The organism is Paenibacillus sp. Dod16 (assembly GCF_049893405.1).
Taxonomy (GTDB): domain Bacteria; phylum Bacillota; class Bacilli; order Paenibacillales; family Paenibacillaceae; genus Paenibacillus_AQ.
Genome location: NZ_JBNDYG010000005.1, coordinates 245827 through 261414 on the forward strand (window position 1 = coordinate 245827; position 15588 = coordinate 261414).

20 protein-coding genes and 1 pseudogene are annotated in these 15588 nt (G+C 50.3%); 2 read left to right on the forward strand and 19 right to left on the reverse strand.

Going from position 1 to position 15588, the window contains the following annotated elements; all coding sequences use genetic code 11:
- Positions 1–4 precede the first annotated feature (4 nt).
- The 19 genes and pseudogenes from ACPV3A_RS05960 to ACPV3A_RS06050 form a co-directional block, all read right to left on the reverse strand.
- Positions 5–238 (reverse strand): DUF2273 domain-containing protein, encoded by a 234-nt coding sequence (locus ACPV3A_RS05960; protein ID WP_113057002.1) that lies wholly within the window; start codon positions 236–238, stop codon positions 5–7.
- A gap of 15 nt (positions 239–253) precedes the next feature.
- Entirely contained in the window at positions 254–793 is a 540-nt protein-coding gene (amaP, locus tag ACPV3A_RS05965) for an alkaline shock response membrane anchor protein AmaP (protein WP_113057003.1), read from the reverse strand.
- A 71-nt stretch (positions 794–864) separates the two neighbouring features.
- A complete protein-coding gene (locus ACPV3A_RS05970; RefSeq protein WP_071223853.1) occupies positions 865–1278 on the reverse strand; it encodes an Asp23/Gls24 family envelope stress response protein in 414 nt (137 codons plus the stop codon).
- Positions 1279–1396: 118 nt separating this feature from the next.
- On the reverse strand, positions 1397–2740 hold the full coding sequence (accC, locus tag ACPV3A_RS05975; RefSeq protein ID WP_426198442.1) for an acetyl-CoA carboxylase biotin carboxylase subunit: 1344 nt from the start codon (positions 2738–2740) through the stop codon (positions 1397–1399).
- Between the two features lie 54 nt (positions 2741–2794).
- Positions 2795–3298 (reverse strand): acetyl-CoA carboxylase biotin carboxyl carrier protein, encoded by a 504-nt coding sequence (gene accB / locus ACPV3A_RS05980; protein ID WP_426198443.1) that lies wholly within the window; start codon positions 3296–3298, stop codon positions 2795–2797.
- 168 nt (positions 3299–3466) lie between these two features.
- Entirely contained in the window at positions 3467–4339 is an 873-nt protein-coding gene (locus tag ACPV3A_RS05985) for a SpoIIIAH-like family protein (protein WP_426198444.1), read from the reverse strand.
- Positions 4340–4404: 65 nt separating this feature from the next.
- The gene (spoIIIAG, locus tag ACPV3A_RS05990; protein ID WP_194545123.1) at positions 4405–5049 is read right to left on the reverse strand and encodes a stage III sporulation protein AG; all 645 of its coding nucleotides are present in this window, start codon (positions 5047–5049) and stop codon (positions 4405–4407) included.
- Positions 5050–5063: 14 nt separating this feature from the next.
- Positions 5064–5786, reverse strand: coding sequence for a stage III sporulation protein AF (gene spoIIIAF, locus ACPV3A_RS05995; RefSeq protein WP_220685913.1), 723 nt, complete (start codon positions 5784–5786; stop codon positions 5064–5066).
- 42 nt (positions 5787–5828) lie between these two features.
- On the reverse strand, positions 5829–7037 hold the full coding sequence (gene spoIIIAE / locus ACPV3A_RS06000; protein ID WP_220685914.1) for a stage III sporulation protein AE: 1209 nt from the start codon (positions 7035–7037) through the stop codon (positions 5829–5831).
- Positions 7038–7052: 15 nt separating this feature from the next.
- A complete protein-coding gene (spoIIIAD, locus tag ACPV3A_RS06005) occupies positions 7053–7442 on the reverse strand; it encodes a stage III sporulation protein AD (protein ID WP_071223846.1) in 390 nt (129 codons plus the stop codon).
- Between the two features lie 10 nt (positions 7443–7452).
- Positions 7453–7656, reverse strand: coding sequence for a stage III sporulation protein AC (spoIIIAC, locus tag ACPV3A_RS06010; protein ID WP_007129715.1), 204 nt, complete (start codon positions 7654–7656; stop codon positions 7453–7455).
- Between the two features lie 16 nt (positions 7657–7672).
- Positions 7673–8191: a stage III sporulation protein SpoIIIAB gene (gene spoIIIAB / locus ACPV3A_RS06015; protein ID WP_194541864.1), complete on the reverse strand. Its 519-nt coding sequence runs from the start codon at positions 8189–8191 to the stop codon at positions 7673–7675.
- Positions 8184–9182 carry a stage III sporulation protein AA gene (gene spoIIIAA, locus ACPV3A_RS06020; RefSeq protein WP_194541863.1) on the reverse strand — a complete coding sequence of 333 codons (999 nt, stop codon included), beginning with the start codon at positions 9180–9182 and terminating at the stop codon, positions 8184–8186. The genes spoIIIAB and spoIIIAA overlap by 8 nt, the downstream gene beginning before the upstream one ends.
- 98 nt (positions 9183–9280) lie before the next feature.
- Entirely contained in the window at positions 9281–9547 is a 267-nt protein-coding gene (locus ACPV3A_RS06025) for a YqhV family protein (protein ID WP_071223843.1), read from the reverse strand.
- A gap of 202 nt (positions 9548–9749) precedes the next feature.
- On the reverse strand, positions 9750–11003 hold the full coding sequence (locus tag ACPV3A_RS06030) for an aspartate kinase (RefSeq protein WP_071223842.1): 1254 nt from the start codon (positions 11001–11003) through the stop codon (positions 9750–9752).
- Between the two features lie 241 nt (positions 11004–11244).
- Positions 11245–11802 carry an elongation factor P gene (gene efp, locus ACPV3A_RS06035; RefSeq protein ID WP_009591242.1) on the reverse strand — a complete coding sequence of 186 codons (558 nt, stop codon included), beginning with the start codon at positions 11800–11802 and terminating at the stop codon, positions 11245–11247.
- A 91-nt stretch (positions 11803–11893) separates the two neighbouring features.
- Positions 11894–12911, reverse strand: a pseudogene (locus ACPV3A_RS06040) (M24 family metallopeptidase).
- Between the two features lie 148 nt (positions 12912–13059).
- Positions 13060–13506, reverse strand: coding sequence for a type II 3-dehydroquinate dehydratase (gene aroQ, locus ACPV3A_RS06045; RefSeq protein WP_426198445.1), 447 nt, complete (start codon positions 13504–13506; stop codon positions 13060–13062).
- 77 nt (positions 13507–13583) lie between these two features.
- Positions 13584–14081, reverse strand: a complete 498-nt coding sequence (locus ACPV3A_RS06050; protein ID WP_216530912.1) for a YqhR family membrane protein — start codon at positions 14079–14081, stop codon at positions 13584–13586.
- 165 nt (positions 14082–14246) lie between these two features.
- Here ACPV3A_RS06050 and ACPV3A_RS06055 point away from each other — a divergent pair, with 165 nt between their 5' ends.
- Both ACPV3A_RS06055 and ACPV3A_RS06060 read left to right on the forward strand, forming a co-directional pair.
- A complete protein-coding gene (locus tag ACPV3A_RS06055; RefSeq protein ID WP_426198446.1) occupies positions 14247–15239 on the forward strand; it encodes a DUF1385 domain-containing protein in 993 nt (330 codons plus the stop codon).
- A 6-nt stretch (positions 15240–15245) separates the two neighbouring features.
- The gene (locus ACPV3A_RS06060) at positions 15246–15578 is read left to right on the forward strand and encodes a hypothetical protein (RefSeq protein WP_071223836.1); all 333 of its coding nucleotides are present in this window, start codon (positions 15246–15248) and stop codon (positions 15576–15578) included.
- Positions 15579–15588: the final 10 nt, after the last annotated feature.

The following is a 15588-nucleotide window of genomic DNA, read 5'->3' on the forward strand; positions in this document are numbered from 1 at the left end:
GGGTTCATTTAAACGGCCGCCAGCGCTCGGAAAGCCATCGTCCCCATTCCTGAAAGTGGAACATGGAACCTTCCTTCAGATCCTTGCGCTTGCCAAATATATAGCCGATAAATACCACTAATGCAAAGAACAGCATATCCCAAAAACCGGATAATAAGTAAATCAGTCCGCACACAAGCCCGCCGGTCACCCCGGCAATTCTTCCTCTGTGACTCTCCCATATTTCTTTCCAAGGCATTGGGGAAGCTCACCTCTATTCCACGCGGCTCTTGAAGCTTGGTGCCTGAACCACGTTAGCAATATATACGGATACGGATGACACGGGTATTCCTGTTGTATCTTCAACAAAGTCATGCACCTGCTTCTGCACTTCCGTTGTCAGTGTAGGAATGGATTCCTCACCATCAACCACGGCACGAATCGCAATATCAAGACCCGATTGGGATACCTTGATCCGGGATTTCAAATCCTTGACTCCCCGGACGCGCGAAGCCGCCTTCAGGCAGAGATTCTCGATCGTCTCCACAGAGATTTGGATGTCGCCAAATTCCGTGCGCTGATCGATGGAATTCAGGTTCGAGCGATCACGCCTTACGGAGATGAAGAAGAAACGGATGCTCAGTAAAAACAAAACCGCAGCTACGATAATTCCAGCCCAGAAAAGGCGTTGTTCCTGAACACTCGTTAATTCATACGGAACAGCGCCACTCAACAGGAGGATGGCAACTACGGATATAACACCGATACTTAAGCTGTAGATAAACAGCAAAAGTCTGTCCATTATTTTGGCCACGATTCAGCACAGCCTCCTTAAAATTAGATGAAACCCTCGACATCGCTGCCCAGGGCTAGCCTGAAACTATTCTATTTCACGCGTTGAGCAAGATCCAATTCTTCCGTCTTCTCCACGGCTTTCATGAAATGGACATCATGAATATGTACATTGACTTCAATTACCGTAAGCCCTGTCATATTCTCGATCGAACGTTTCACGTTGCGCTGGATTTCTCCGGCTACTTCAGGAAGACGATGGCCATACTCTACGATAACGGATACGTCAACAGCAGCCTCCCGTTGTCCAACTTCCACTTTGACACCCTTGGATAAATTCTTGCGTCCGAGCAGTTCGGCAATGCCGCCTGCAAAGCCTCCGCTCATCCCTGCAACCCCACGCACCTCTACCGTAGCAAGTCCAGCGATGACTTCAATAACCTCCGGTGCAATCTGAATCTCACCGATATCTGTACGTTCAAATTCTGTAGGCAAAGTTTCCGCCATTGTCTCAACACACCTTTCGGAATAAGTTAGCGGATGCACCTGAACTGCATAAGGCATGCGCTCTTATTACTCATACTATACCATTTGGCCAAGTTTATGACAAACTTGGCCAAAGGTTTCAAATCTCATTTTCTTCCAAAAATTTAATATCAAAGTCACCCTTCAAGAAGGTAGGATGGTTCATCAGTTTCTGATGGAACGGGATGGTTGAGTAGATCCCTTCAATCTCGAATTCGGCCAAAGCGCGCTTCATCTTGGCGATGGCTTCATCGCGGGTCGGCGCCCATACAATCAGCTTGGCAATCATCGAATCATAATAAGGCGAAATGGTATAGCCGGGATATGCCGCACTGTCTACCCGCACGCCAGGACCTCCTGGAGGCAAATAGAACTGAATGGTTCCAGGGGCAGGCATAAAGCCCTTGTCCGGATTCTCGGCATTAATCCGACACTCAATGGACCAGCCATTAATAACGACTTCTTCTTGAGTGAAAGAGAGTGTGTTGCCCTCAGCAACGGAGATCATTTCCTGAATCAGATCAACCCCGGTCACCATCTCGGTCACCGGATGCTCTACCTGAATCCGCGTATTCATCTCCATGAAGTAGAACTGACCGTCCTGGCTGAGCAAAAATTCAAGCGTACCTGCGCCGGAATAATTAACGGCCTTGGCGGCACGAACGGCGGCTTCGCCCATCCGGCTGCGTACCTCTTCACTTAGCACCGGACAAGGAGCTTCCTCAACAAGCTTCTGTCTCCGGCGCTGCACAGAACAGTCACGCTCCCCGAGATGCACGGCGTTGCCATGTTTGTCGGCGATAATTTGAATCTCTACATGCTTCATGCCGGTCAGATATTTTTCCAGATATACGCCTGCATTGCCGAAGGCCTTCTGGGCTTCCTGCTGTGCGTTTGTAATCTGCTTAACCAGCGATTCTTCATCCTCGGCGATCCGAATCCCCTTGCCTCCGCCACCTGCAGTAGCTTTGATAATAACGGGATATCCGATATCGCGTGCAAGCATAACGGCTTCATTCAGATCCTCGACCAGTCCGTCGGATCCCGGAATAACCGGAACACCTGCGTCCTTCATCGTCTGCTTCGCAACAGCCTTGTCTCCCATACGGTTGATCGCGTCAGCGGAAGGACCGATAAAGGTAATGTTGCAGGATTCACATATCTCCGCGAAATCCGCGTTCTCGGCCAAAAAGCCGTATCCGGGATGGATGGCGTCACACTCGGTCAGTGTGGCAACGCTCATGATATTGGTAAAATTCAAATAGCTGTCTTTCGATAACGTAGGGCCGATGCAGTAGGCCTCATCCGCCAAGCGAACATGCAGGGATTCCCGGTCCGGCTCCGAATATACGGCAACCGTTGCGATGCCGAGTTCCCGGCAAGCCCGGATGATACGAACGGCAATCTCTCCCCGGTTCGCGATAAGCACTTTTTGAAATGTCATGCAGTAACCTCCTTCGGACTCTTGCGACTCTCGTTCTTGGCGAGTCCCTCCATATTACTCCGGCTTCACCAGAAACAGAGGCTGCCCGAATTCTACAAGTTGACCGTTCTGAGCGAGAACCTCTACGATTTCGCCTTTGATCTCTGCTTCCAGTTCATTCATCAGCTTCATGGCCTCAATGATGCAGACCGTCGATTTCTCAGTCACCTTGTCCCCGGGACTGACAAACGGCCCGGCCTCAGGCGATGGGGAACGATAGAAGGTCCCTACCATCGGTGATACGATTTTATGTAATGAGCTGTTGCTATCCTCCACTGAATCCTGCTGTGGTGCCGCTGCAGGTGCTTGATTCGCCGTATTCGGCTGTGCGATCGGTGGTGCCATCATTTGCTGTGCCGGTATATACGCTTGCGGCGCTGCCTGATAGTTGTTAACAACCTCGGCTGCATTGGGTTTCTTAATGGATAAGCGTGTACCTTCGCTCTCAATTTCCAATTCATGCACGGAAGTTTGATCCACCAGCTTAATAAGTTCCTTGATTTCGTTTAATTTAAACATTATCGACGTTCACTCCTTCACTTTCTTGGAAGCCCTTGCTTAGGACAGTCAGTCAATAGCTTAGAGTATTATATCACAATCGAGCGAAATAGAAAGAGCCCAAGGCAATCCTTAGACTCTTTCGGTTTATCGTATATCCGTGATTTATGTTGAAATCTGCAGACAAGCTTATGGCGCAACATATTGAACGGTTACTTTATCCGGCGAAACCTTCAATTCCTTCATCACAAGACTCACAATGCCGGCTGCACCTTTGGCATCGAGTTTTTCACTCAGAACGACCACATTATACTTCTCGCTCTCTTCCTTCACAACGGCGTTGCCGTATTGCTGCTGCAGCGCTTCTTCGATGCTGAGAATCACTTCCTCTTTTGCTTCGGCCGCTTTCAGCTGCTCGGTTGCTTGAGCTGTTTGCTCCGGCTTGTTCTCATGATTGTCGATCTTTGTCATTAACTCATCGTATAATTTCATATTTTTTTGAGAGCGGTCCAATTTATAGGACTCCAACTGGGCTGCTGCGGATGTTGCATTGGCCGCCACTTGTTCCAGCACTTCTTCATCCGATTTCTTTCCGTTGCTGGTGCTGCTTGTGTCTTTGGATTCCTCGGCTCCCTCTTTGCCTGTGCTGCTAGCGTCTTTGGAGTTCTCGGCCCCCTCTTGGGATTCCTTCACTTCCGGCTCTTCCGTTTTTCCAGCTTCACCGCTGGCTTTTCCTTGATCCCCTTGCTCACCTTGTGTTGCTTCTGCAGGATCTTCCGTGCCGGCCGCACCTGTATCGCTCGTATCAGTGCCTTGCTCATTGGCACCGGAGTCACCGTCAGTGCCTTCTTCAAGCACTTCGTTCACAACCAGCTCGTCGCCAGCGCCTGCGGTTCCGTTTGCTTCTTGTCCAGCGCCCGGCTTCTGACCGTCCACTTGCGTGCTCTCGGCAACCGGCGGCGCTTTCGTTCCCGAATCGTCGGTGAATAAATAATAAGCTGACAGGATGACCATCAAACTAAGCATGGATACTAACCATATGGTTTGTCTTTTGTTATTCATCTGAACGTTTCCTCCTTTAAATGAAAACCTTGGCACGAATGATCGGATCATTCGATTGGCTGCGGTTATTCCTGTTTACGCGGGACAACGGATATACGATAAGACGGGACATTGAGGCCTCGCTGGATCGCATCCACGATCAAGCTCTTTACAACATCATTCTCGGCTCCCTTGGCTACGACGAGCACACCCCGGACTTGAGGCTTGATCTTCTTGGTGACGATTGGGGTTTCTTCCCCGGATGATTCATAGGTGACAATCTGGCCGTCTCGCTGATAACTTGTTACATGGCGCTTACCTCCGTTAGCATCGGTTTCCTCCGTCAGCTCCTGGGTATCTTTCATATCTCGCTGGACGACCAGCTCTTCTGTAGATTCCACAGTCACCATGACATCGACGGCCCCAACCCCAACAATCTGTTCCAGCATGGTTTTGGTGCGACTTTCAAAATCCTGCTCGATACTTTCGAACTCACCGCCGCCGCTGGTTGAAGTCCCGCTTTGGGGCGTTGAGACCGCTGCAGACTCCGGCGGCGGCTCGCGGCCGATATTCTCATGATCCAGCTTCTTCACATTGACGAAGGAGTTGAACAGCATAATCGCGACGCCGATCAGACCTAGAATGATCAACCATCTGAAGGTTTGCATTTTTCTTGCTCCGCCAGCTCCTCCGCCAAGCCATTGCTCCAACCGCTTCAACCAATTTCCCATCATCCTCACCTCCGCTACAGCTTTTTATCCTGCTCCTGCCCTGGCATGTATATCGTGATCAGATCCGGCTCTAAATCCCACCGGCGGCTAATGTAATCCCGAACCGGGTCTGCTCTTGCTTCTTCGGCCTTGCTCACTGCTTCTGCATTCTCTTTCACCGCTGCCTTTTCATCCCGTTCCGATTGCATGGATTCAACATTCACCTGAACGGAATCCACGGGTTCTATGCTGATGGGCTCCTTACCCTCCCTTTTGTCTACCTCTGCATTCTCCGATTCACCTCCAACCAGCCTTACGTCAACGGAGCGTATCGCAGCGCCTGCATATCCCTTGTCCTGTCCAGCAACTGCAGCCAGCACCACCTTGACCTCCTGGACCGCTTCCCCCGTTTCTGCCGCAATCTCTTCTTTCATCACCCGGGCTAATTCATTGCCTGCCCACTGAAGGCTTTGGCTCTGCTGCGTTTCCTTCAGCTTCTCGGCCTGTGCCAAAATATGCTCCAGCTGAACCTCTTCCGGCAGCCCTTTCTCCTGCCGCTCCAGCTCCATCGCCAGTTGATTCTCGGGGGGATCCGTTATCAATGCGATAATCGGGCTAAGCAGCGTAAGCAGAATCAACAGGCTCAAGACTAATCTGGCGTACCGTTCAAGCGCCTTGCCGGGCAGTATCAAATCAACGAAGGCTGCAAAGAGAACCACCATGATGACGCTTTTCAACCAACCTCCAAGCCAGTCCATTCGCCATTCCTCCTAAGCATTGGCCGCCTTCTATGTTCTGCCTCACCTCATCATGACGGTAATGTTGCCTGCCGTGAGCAGAATCGTTATGGCCAGGAAGAACATCATACTGACTGCGGCCAAGGCTGTAAAAACATACAGCATCGTCTTCCCGATCGTCTGCAGGCAGGTGCCGATCGGGGTGTCTCCTAGCGGCTGCATAACGGCCGCCGCGATGTTATATATCAAGGCAAGCGTCAAGATCTTGATCGCAGGGAATGCGCATAGGAACAAAATAATGATGACCCCTGCCAGCCCGATGGAATTCTTGACGAGTAATGAGGCAGAGATCACGGTATCCGTTGCGTCTGCGAACATCTTGCCGACTACCGGGACGAAATTGCCGGTTACATATTTGGCTGCCCGGATCGTCACCCCATCCGTTACCGAGCTGGTCAGTCCCTGGACGGAGATGACACCCAGGAACACGGTAAGCAGCACGCCCAGAACACCCATCGAAATTCCTCGCAGCAGGTTGCCAAGCTGGGTTAGCTTGTACTTTTCGGATAGCGAACTAACCAGGTGCAGCAAAGCCGAGAAGAACAGAAGCGGGAACACAACCGTGCTGATCAGCGTACCTACCGTATGTACCATGAAGATGACTAGCGGATGAGCCACCGAGACGGTCACCACATTCCCCATCGAAGCCATCAGTGCAAAAAGCAGGGGAAGCATCGCCATCATGAAATCGATCATTTGGGTAATGGCGTCCCGGGCATATCCTATCGCGATGCTGAAGCTGTTAACGGCAATGACAAGGACAACCATGTAACAGATCGTATAGGCAACCCGACTCACGGTGCTTTTTTCAAAGGCCGTCTGCAGATTCTCAAGGATCAGGCTCATGATGCTCAGCATCACGATGGTTGCCAGCAGCTTGCCGTTATAGAGCACCTCGTGCCACAAATATTTTCCGATGCCGGACATAACCCCTTTGAAGCTAAGACCGTCGCCGCCCGGAAGCAGCATATCCATCAGGGACGGCGTCTTTCCATCCGGGAAGAAACCGCCGTAATCCTTCATGAGCCGGTCCCAGTATTTCTCGACCTGGTCTGTCGGAAGCTCCTGCGTCTGCTGCTCAACCCACTCATCGGCTGGGTTTGCCGCGTCAGCCGCACTTATCGTTCCGCAGAACAATCCGCTCATAAACAACATCAGGATCAGTAGACGAAACACGGCCAAGCCTTTTCGAGGTATTACTCCTGTAACCATGTCCCCCCACCTTTTTCAAGCCGGGAGGAGCTTCAGGACCGTCTCGATGATGATCCCGATAATCGGTACAGCGAGCACCAATATGAGCACTTTTCCCGCCAGTTCTATTTTGGATGCGATCGATTCCTGTCCGGCATCTCGTACGATCTGGGCCCCCATCTCCGCGATATAGGCAATTCCGATAATTTTCAGAACGGTCTTTAAATAGATGATCTGGACACCGGAGTTCTCCGCCAAATCTTCCAGCATGGATAAGACATTTCCGATCTTCCCGATCAGGAACAGGAAGATGAGGAGCGAGGTCGCCACTGCGAGAAGAAAGGCAAAGAGCGGCTTCTGTTCCTTGACAACCAAGATCAGCACGGTAGCGATGATGCCCAGTCCTACCACCTGGATAATTTCCATAAAGGTCCACCTACTGGAATAGAAAAATACTTTTGATTTCCTTGAGCAAATCGTCAAGCAGTCTGACGACCATAAACAGCACAACCACAAACCCGATAAGGGTCACCCAATGTGCCATATCCTCTTTCCCCATCTGTTTCAGGACCGTATGGATCATGGCAATGATGATCCCAATGCCGGCGATCTGGAAGATGGCGTTCACTTCAATGTTCATTTCCCTTGGCACCTCGCTAAAAGATCAAAATGACGATCAATGCTCCAATGAGCAGTCCCAGACTTTTGCTCATTTTTTCATATTTGACCTGGTCATCCCTTGCCGCTGCTTCTTCATGCTTGAGCTGTCCCACGGCCAGAGCGATATGTTTGATCTGGTCCTGCCTGTCACTGGTGCCAAGAACGCCGCTTAGCTGCTCCAACACCTCACGCTCGGCACTTTTCATCGATGTTCGTTTCCAGTATTCGCCCAGTGCCTTGCGGATGCTTTCCTGTGCGGATAACCCGTAGTCGGGCCTCATGTAAAGCGCGGCTGCGGCAAATAATGATCTGAGCGGTTCACGAAGGGAATCGCCAATTCGCTCCAGCGCATCGGGTAATGGCGTCAAGCCGTAGCTGATCTCCGTTTCCAGCCGTTGAAGCGCGAGAATGAGTTCTCGCAGCTGCCTGGGTCTTGCCGCGAATTGCTGGGCCTGATAAAATCCGGCTAAAGTTCCAGCTCCCAGCACGAGCACAGCCCCGACCAGTTTAAGCATAGGCATCACCGCCCGGCGGACCGGCTGCAGCCGTCTGAAGCGTTCGCTGACCTCCGTCAAACAGCTTGAATGATCTGTGGTCGCCCGTTCTGTTAAGAACGGCATACATCTCAAACATCCGGTTCTCCAGAAGACCGGCGAGTGCTGGTCGCCCCCGCATATCTTGTATGGACGAGCCATGTGCCGTTGCTATGACGCTGATTCCCGCATGCAAGGCTTCAATGACGGCTTCCGCATCCTCCGGCCGACCGATCTCGTCCACAATCAACACATCCGGGGACATCGAACGGATCATCATCATCATCCCTTCAGCTTTCGGACAGCCATCGAGCACATCCGTACGCGGACCTACGTCGAATCCAGGGACTCCGCGCAGACAACCGGCGATTTCAGAACGTTCGTCAATGATGCCTACCTTCATTCCCGGCCAATGCACGGCCGATTTCCCCCATTTGCCGTAACTGATCTGCCTCGCCAGATCCCGAAGCAGCGTGGTCTTGCCTTGCTGGGGCGGGGATAAAATCAGCGAGTGCATTACCCTTTTCCGTTTCCGGTCGAGTAAATGCGGGATGATGTCATCCGCCGCACCCTGAACTTCCTTGGCAATCCGGACATTAAATCCGCTAATATCCCGAATGTGTTCAACCTTGCCACCGCTGAGCACCGTCCGGCCGGTGAGCCCGACCCGATGACCCCCAGGTATCGTGATAAACCCTTTTCGCAATTCCTCTTCCATGGTGTAGAGGGAATGGTTACTGATTAGATCCAGCAACCTATGGGTATCTTCACGCGTCGGCTTATACGCTTCATCAGGCCGCAAAGTGAGCCCGCCGCGCCGATCCAGAAAATGATGCTTGCCCGCCGAATTAATCTCCAGCGGACGTTCCTCCCGGATACGTACCTCCTCCACATGATCGAGAAGCTCTTTCGACAGGTTCAGCAGCATCCGTTTTACGGTCTCGGGAAACAGGTCTAACCAGTTCAATGTCATATCAATTTCCCCCAGGTTGTCCTTTTTGATCATCTTCTAATAAGAGAACTTCATATCCCATGTGTATGCTTGTACCTGAAAAATATGCAGCGAATCTATCATTTTTTTAAAACGCCGTATAAGAGACAGGAAACGCCGCACAAAATCCAGCCGATCTTCCCCCACGACAATTTATCCGCCATTCCCACGAGTCCGATCGTTGTTGTCAGAATCAAGATCAGCGGGCCCATAAAAGCCAGAGCGGAATTCACAGCCAGCGCTTTATCGACCTGGTTCAGGCGCAGCATGATGATGGCCGCCACAATCTCGAGACTGCCGGAGAAAAAACGAAGCGTGGCCATACTAGCGACAAACTTGTCCAGCATGCTCTATATCCTCCTTCTTCCTTGTTCACAAGTGTGATGTTTAAAAATATGCGAGCCACTCTCGTTTTATCTCTATTTTTTCAATTTCATAGAAGCGAACTTTGAATCTTTCGGACAACGCAAAAAATCCCGGCCGATATGGACCGGGATTAACTCTATTTAATATCGATATGATTGCATAAATTATTCCATTAAAAACAGGTTATCGACGCACCTGCGGTCCGCCAACGGAAGCCTGCTGATCCGTATCCAGTCCGTACGCGGTATGAAGCGCTTGTACGACACCTTCCAGATTGGTTCCTTCAATGACACAGGATACTTTGATCTCGGACGTGCTGACCATCTTGATGCTGACCCCTTGCCGGGAGATGACATCAAACATTTGCGCCGCCACACCCGGATGGCTGACCATTCCGGCACCAACAATCGATACTTTCACCAGATGATCTTCCGAGGTAACGTCACGATACGGAATCTTGCCGCGGATTTGTTCGATAACCGACAACGCACGCTCCCGATCGGCCAAGGAAACGGTAAAGGAAAAGTCTGCTTCGCCGTTCTGGACACCGCTCTGTACGATAATATCAACATCAATCGCTTCTTTCGCAAGCTCTCCGAACACTTGAGCCAAAACGCCCGGCGTATCGGAAACGCCCAGAATACTGATTCTTGCCACATTCTTGTCAAATGCAATTCCGCTGACAACCACACCTTGTTCCATGCTTGCTTCCTCCTTAACAACCGTACCCTCGTTATGATTAAAGCTGGATCTGACGACAAGCTTCACTTGATTATGCTTCGCATACTCAACCGCGCGCGGGTGAAGAACAGCTGCACCAAGATTGGCTAGCTCCAGCATCTCGTCATAGGAAATCTCCTTCAACTTCCGCGCACATTTGACAACCCGCGGATCCGTGGAGTAAATCCCGTCCACATCCGTATATATTTCACATACATCCGCTTGAATGGCAGCCGCAAGAGCAACCGCCGTGGTATCTGATCCCCCGCGTCCAAGCGTTGTAATCTCTCCGTCTTCCGACATTCCCTGGAATCCCGCTACAATGACGACATTCCCTTCATCAAGCGCTTTAAACACGCGTTCAGGCATAATATCCGTGATACGGGCTTTGCCATGCACCGCTTCCGTACGGAACCCCGCCTGCCAGCCGGTAAGAGACTTTGCCTTGCGTCCGAGACCGTGAATAGCCATGGATAGCAGTGATATGGATATCTGCTCTCCCGTGGTCATCAGCATATCCATTTCCCGTGCCGGTGGATTCTCGTTCAACAGCTTTGCCTGGTCAATCAAATCGTCTGTTGTATCCCCCATAGCAGACACCACGACTACACATTGATGACCTTCATCTTGTTTCTCTACAATTCTTCTGGCAACACGCTTCATACGTTCTGTATCCCCTACAGAGCTGCCTCCGAATTTCATGACGTACAGTGACAATGCTTCTTTCACTCCCCACTAATATCAGTATGTAACAGCATTCAGGTGGTTTCTCACTTTAAAACAGTATAATACGAAAGTGAGTCATCCCGTCAAGGCTTTTCAAGGCAAAAAGAACTCAGGTTTATGTCACCGGCTTTCACCCATCGCAAAAAGACTCCCGTACATACGTACAGGAGTCCTCGTTGTTTAGAAGATATTGGCACCCGTCAATCGTTGAAGGGTCCCGTTTTAAAGCCTACTATGCACGGGAGATGTATTTACCTTCGCGTGTATCGATCAGAAGCACATCGTCTTCGTTAATGAACAGCGGTACTTGTACATTCAGGCCGGTTTCCACTTTCGCATTCTTCGTTGCACCCGTAGCCGTGTTGCCTTTGATTCCCGGCTCGGTTTCAACGACCTTCAGCTCCACGCTGTTAGGCAGGTTGATCCCGAGGATCTCGCCTTGGTAGCTGATGATGTTAACGTTCATGTTCTCTCTCAGGAAGTTAAGCTCCCACTCCAGCTGCTCACTGGTCAAGCTGAATTGATCGTAAGTTTCGTTGTCCATGAAGACATGCTCTTGACCGCTGGCATAGAGATACTGAACCCCACGGTTGTCGATGATGGCACGGCCAATCGTTTCGCCTGCACGGAACGTCTTCTCGACGGTGTTGCCGTTGCGAAGGTTTTTCAATTTGGAACGAACGAAAGCTGCGCCTTTACCAGGTTTAACGTGCTGAAAATCCAAAACGGTGAATATATCGCCATCTACTTCTACGGTCAAACCTGTCTTAAAATCGTTTACTGAAATCACTAAGATTCCCTCCTAAGGATGCGGTCTAATTAATATAGTACACAATTTTCCTAAAGTACAAGTTCAAAAAGCTAGCTTTTTGAACAGTCACCTAAAGCACAGTGTAGTCTTTGGACGAGCTTGTTAGTATATGAATACCCGATTCCGTAAACACGATATCATCTTCAATACGGACACCGCCAAGCCCGGGCAGGTATATGCCCGGCTCCACCGTTACCACCATGCCCGGCTGCAGCACATCATCACTCAGCTTGGACAGTCTTGGAGATTCGTGAACCTCCATGCCCAATCCATGCCCGGTGCTGTGACCAAAGTATTCCCCGTATCCATAACGGGTAATAATATCACGGGTTAAGCCGTCTGCCTCGCGTCCTGTCATGCCAGGTTTAATATGATCCAGTGCATGAAGCTGCGCTTCCAGCACGATATCATAGATCTCCTTCAGCTTAGGATCAGGACTTCCGAGCGCAACGGTTCTGGTGAGATCGGAGCAGTATCCGTCAAGCAGCGCACCGAAATCAAACGTAACGAATTCGTTCCCTTGAATCACTCGCTCGCTGGCAACACCGTGCGGAAGAGCCGAACGCTCGCCGGAAGCGACAATGGTATCAAAGGAAGACGCGGTTGCGCCATGCTTGCGCATGAACATTTCCATCTCCAGATCGATTTCACGCTCCGTTTTGCCGGCAGCCAGAATCGTCAGCACATGGCTGAACGTCTGATCAGCCAAATCGGCAGCCCGCTGCATAATGCTCAATTCTTCCGCATCCTTGAATATGCGCAGATCCTCTACAAGACCTGAAACCGGCACCAGGCTAATTGGCGCGAGCTGTTCCGAATAGGTCGAAAATACGCCGTATGTAACATGGTCCTGTTCAAATCCAAGCGATGTTATTCCCTCGGAAGATAGCAATTCCTTGACCGTCTCCATGACCTTCGGTCCATGCTCAACCACTTGAAAGCCGACGGCTTGCTGTGGAGCTTGAGTCGCCGGCAGACCCGGTAAAGCCTGTCAAATATCTGCGGTTGATCGGGCTTGCCACCATCATAGCTGTTAAGCCTTTAGTCTGAAGTTTCTCGCGCAGTTTAACCACTCGTTTGTTACTCATTCTAACCTCTCCTCTCACCCATTTCCAAGCCGGCACAAGAAAAACATCTTCGACGTATTTCTAAGCAGCCAGTTACGGTTAGCTGTAATTCTTCTGATAACAAAAAGCAACCTCTCGGTTAAAGCTTTCTAATATCTGATCGGATTAGCTATCCTTCTTGGTCGTTCAGGACTTGCAAAAGGGCCGACAAGCCCAGTGTGTAACTCGCTGCGCCAAAACCCGCGATTTGTCCGACAGCAACAGGTGCGATGACGGAAGTATGACGAAATTCCTCCCTGGCATGAATGTTCGATAGGTGAACTTCCACTGTCGGCATACGGGCAGAACTGATGGCATCACGTACAGCATAGCTGTAGTGAGTCAGTGCTCCCGGGTTAAGAAGTATGCCGTCCGCCTGTCCAATAGCTTCATGAATACGGTCGATGATAGCACCCTCATGATTAGACTGATAGAAGGTAATACCGATACCGGCGAGATCCGCCTGTTTACGCAAATTATCTTCGATCGCCTGCAGGCTGAGTGAACCATAAATGCCCGGTTCACGGAAGCCGAGCAGGTTTAAGTTCGGTCCGTTTATCACCCATATGGATTTCATAGGGCTTCCCACCTTTTCGTCAAATAACCAAAAGCTATTTTACCATAGGCGGGACAGGGTTGAGAAGTTTTTCTTGGCTAGCCCGTCACCTTCTTCGGTTCGCGCAGTTTCTCATCGGTGAATTCCTGCGCAGTCGTATAACCGATAAATAGTCCCCATAATATAAAAATACAAACCTCAGAGATGTTTGTATCCCAAGGCAGCTTCTTCACCGGATCCGTCAGCCGAAGCCATGGATTGAGCGCGACGAACAGCACCGCCCACCATACGATTCCGTATGCAATCCCGGGCCATGGGCCCTTTAGCTTCCTGAACAAGGTGACATAGATGAGGGAAGCGATGACGGAAAACGCGATAAAGGACAGCCAACCGGCAATTTGGCCAGCTGTCGTCGCGAGGAACTCATGCTTGAAGAACGGCTCCAGCAAAAAGCCTGGCAGCACCTTCGTGAATTTTAGCCAGTAAAATATCCAAAGCACGGCCCCCCAGATCAGGCCCGCATAATAGCCCAGCTCCAGGGCAAACGTAAACGGATTGGTGACCTGGTTCTGCTTGCGAAATTGATGTTCATGCATCTATTGATTCTCCTCTTTGTCAGTTATCGAATGCCCGCTGTTACTCCATTTCATCTCTGAAGGTAGTATGCTCCGCTTCCCCTGCCCTAATCCAACTAGAAATTACTTTCAAAATTCGATACAATAGTTCATAGAACGAAAAACATGTCAGGGAGGGTGAACTGGTTGTCCGATAAGTCAACCCCTATCAGCTATGGAGGCCAAGCTGTAATCGAAGGCGTTATGTTCGGCGGCAAGCATGTGAATGTGACGGCCGTGCGGCGTAAAAATAACGAAATCAAGTTTCTCGAGGTGCCTCGCGAAGACAAGGCTTGGGTTCGAAAGCTGCGGAAGATTCCGCTTCTTCGCGGCATCGTCAGTCTCATAGATTCTACAATTAAAGGTTCCAAACATTTGAACTACTCTGCGGATGCTTATGCTGACGATACCCTGGAGCCGGAAGAACGTGAAAAACAGAAGGAGAAAGAAGACTCAGGCTGGAGTCTAAGCATGATCATCGGTGTGGCCGCCGTCAGCGTGCTTTCCTTCATATTCGGTAAGCTGCTGTTTACACTCGTTCCTGTTTTTGTAGAGGATTTCTTTTTTGGCGATACATTTGATCACTATATTGTGCATAACCTGATTGAAGGCGTCATTAAATTAATACTGCTGCTCGTGTATTTATGGGCAATCTCCCAGACACCTGTCATTAAAAGACTGTTCCAGTACCACGGCGCCGAACACAAAGTCATCAGCGCATTTGAAGCCGGCGAAGAGCTGACGGTGAAGAATGTTCAGAAATATACGCGACTGCATTATCGCTGCGGCAGCAGCTTCATGATGCTGACCATTGTTCTCGGCGTTGTCGTCTACTCGGTGGTGCCATGGGATACCATGACGCAGCGGGTCATTCAAAGAATCGCGCTTCTACCGGTCGTGCTTGGCGTTTCCTTTGAGTTCCTGAAACTTACCAATGCCATGCGAGACATGCCGGTACTCCGTTTCCTCGGATATCCCGGTCTGTGGCTGCAGCTTTTAACGACGAAGGAACCTACTGATGATCAAGTTGAAGTATCCATCGCATCCTTTAACAGAATGCGTGAGTTAGATGCTCAATACGAGAATGTTACAGTTCACCAATCTGTGACAGGAAGTGTGCTGGATCCCGCGAAAGGGTGATAATCCATGAGAAGGCATGCGATCATTTTTTGGACGGCGATCACGTTAGCCGCCATAGGGCTACTGGTATTCCTGTTAGATCCTGGATCAAGAATGAATATTATGATTCCACTCATTATTGTAGCTGTCGTGTATGTGCTCTATAAGTTCCCGCCTCGTCGTTTTAACAAGCGGCCTAAGGTGAAACCTTCCAAGCGAACGGCAGCTAAGCTGGCGGCTAAACATAGCACCGCACGGAAGAGCAATCCAGCTGCAAAACGTAAACAGTACCCGTTTCAGGTTATCGATGGGCAAAAAGGAAAACCGGACCCATCCGATGATGTTCCTAAATATCACTAAGAAGAAAACC

Bases quoted from the DNA above. Each gene is read 5' to 3' on its own strand.
- spoIIIAG (WP_194545123.1), bottom strand. From the start codon at position 5,049: ATGGGAAATTGGTTGAAGCGGTTGGAGCAATGGCTTGGCGGAGGAGCT.
- spoIIIAD (WP_071223846.1), bottom strand. From the start codon at position 7,442: ATGGAAATTATCCAGGTGGTAGGACTGGGCATCATCGCTACCGTGCTG.
- spoIIIAA (WP_194541863.1), bottom strand. From the start codon at position 9,182: ATGACATTGAACTGGTTAGACCTGTTTCCCGAGACCGTAAAACGGATG.
- ACPV3A_RS05960 (WP_113057002.1), bottom strand. From the start codon at position 238: ATGCCTTGGAAAGAAATATGGGAGAGTCACAGAGGAAGAATTGCCGGG.
- ACPV3A_RS06025 (WP_071223843.1), bottom strand. From the start codon at position 9,547: ATGCTGGACAAGTTTGTCGCTAGTATGGCCACGCTTCGTTTTTTCTCC.
- spoIIIAC (WP_007129715.1), bottom strand. From the start codon at position 7,656: ATGAACATTGAAGTGAACGCCATCTTCCAGATCGCCGGCATTGGGATC.
- spoIIIAF (WP_220685913.1), bottom strand. From the start codon at position 5,786: ATGGACTGGCTTGGAGGTTGGTTGAAAAGCGTCATCATGGTGGTTCTC.
- ACPV3A_RS06060 (WP_071223836.1), top strand. From the start codon at position 15,246: ATGAGAAGGCATGCGATCATTTTTTGGACGGCGATCACGTTAGCCGCC.
- ACPV3A_RS05970 (WP_071223853.1), bottom strand. From the start codon at position 1,278: ATGGCGGAAACTTTGCCTACAGAATTTGAACGTACAGATATCGGTGAG.
- spoIIIAE (WP_220685914.1), bottom strand. From the start codon at position 7,037: ATGGTTACAGGAGTAATACCTCGAAAAGGCTTGGCCGTGTTTCGTCTA.
- aroQ (WP_426198445.1), bottom strand. From the start codon at position 13,506: ATGAAATCCATATGGGTGATAAACGGACCGAACTTAAACCTGCTCGGC.
- ACPV3A_RS05985 (WP_426198444.1), bottom strand. From the start codon at position 4,339: ATGAATAACAAAAGACAAACCATATGGTTAGTATCCATGCTTAGTTTG.
- accB (WP_426198443.1), bottom strand. From the start codon at position 3,298: ATGTTTAAATTAAACGAAATCAAGGAACTTATTAAGCTGGTGGATCAA.
- ACPV3A_RS06050 (WP_216530912.1), bottom strand. From the start codon at position 14,081: ATGCATGAACATCAATTTCGCAAGCAGAACCAGGTCACCAATCCGTTT.
- spoIIIAB (WP_194541864.1), bottom strand. From the start codon at position 8,191: ATGCTTAAACTGGTCGGGGCTGTGCTCGTGCTGGGAGCTGGAACTTTA.
- accC (WP_426198442.1), bottom strand. From the start codon at position 2,740: ATGACATTTCAAAAAGTGCTTATCGCGAACCGGGGAGAGATTGCCGTT.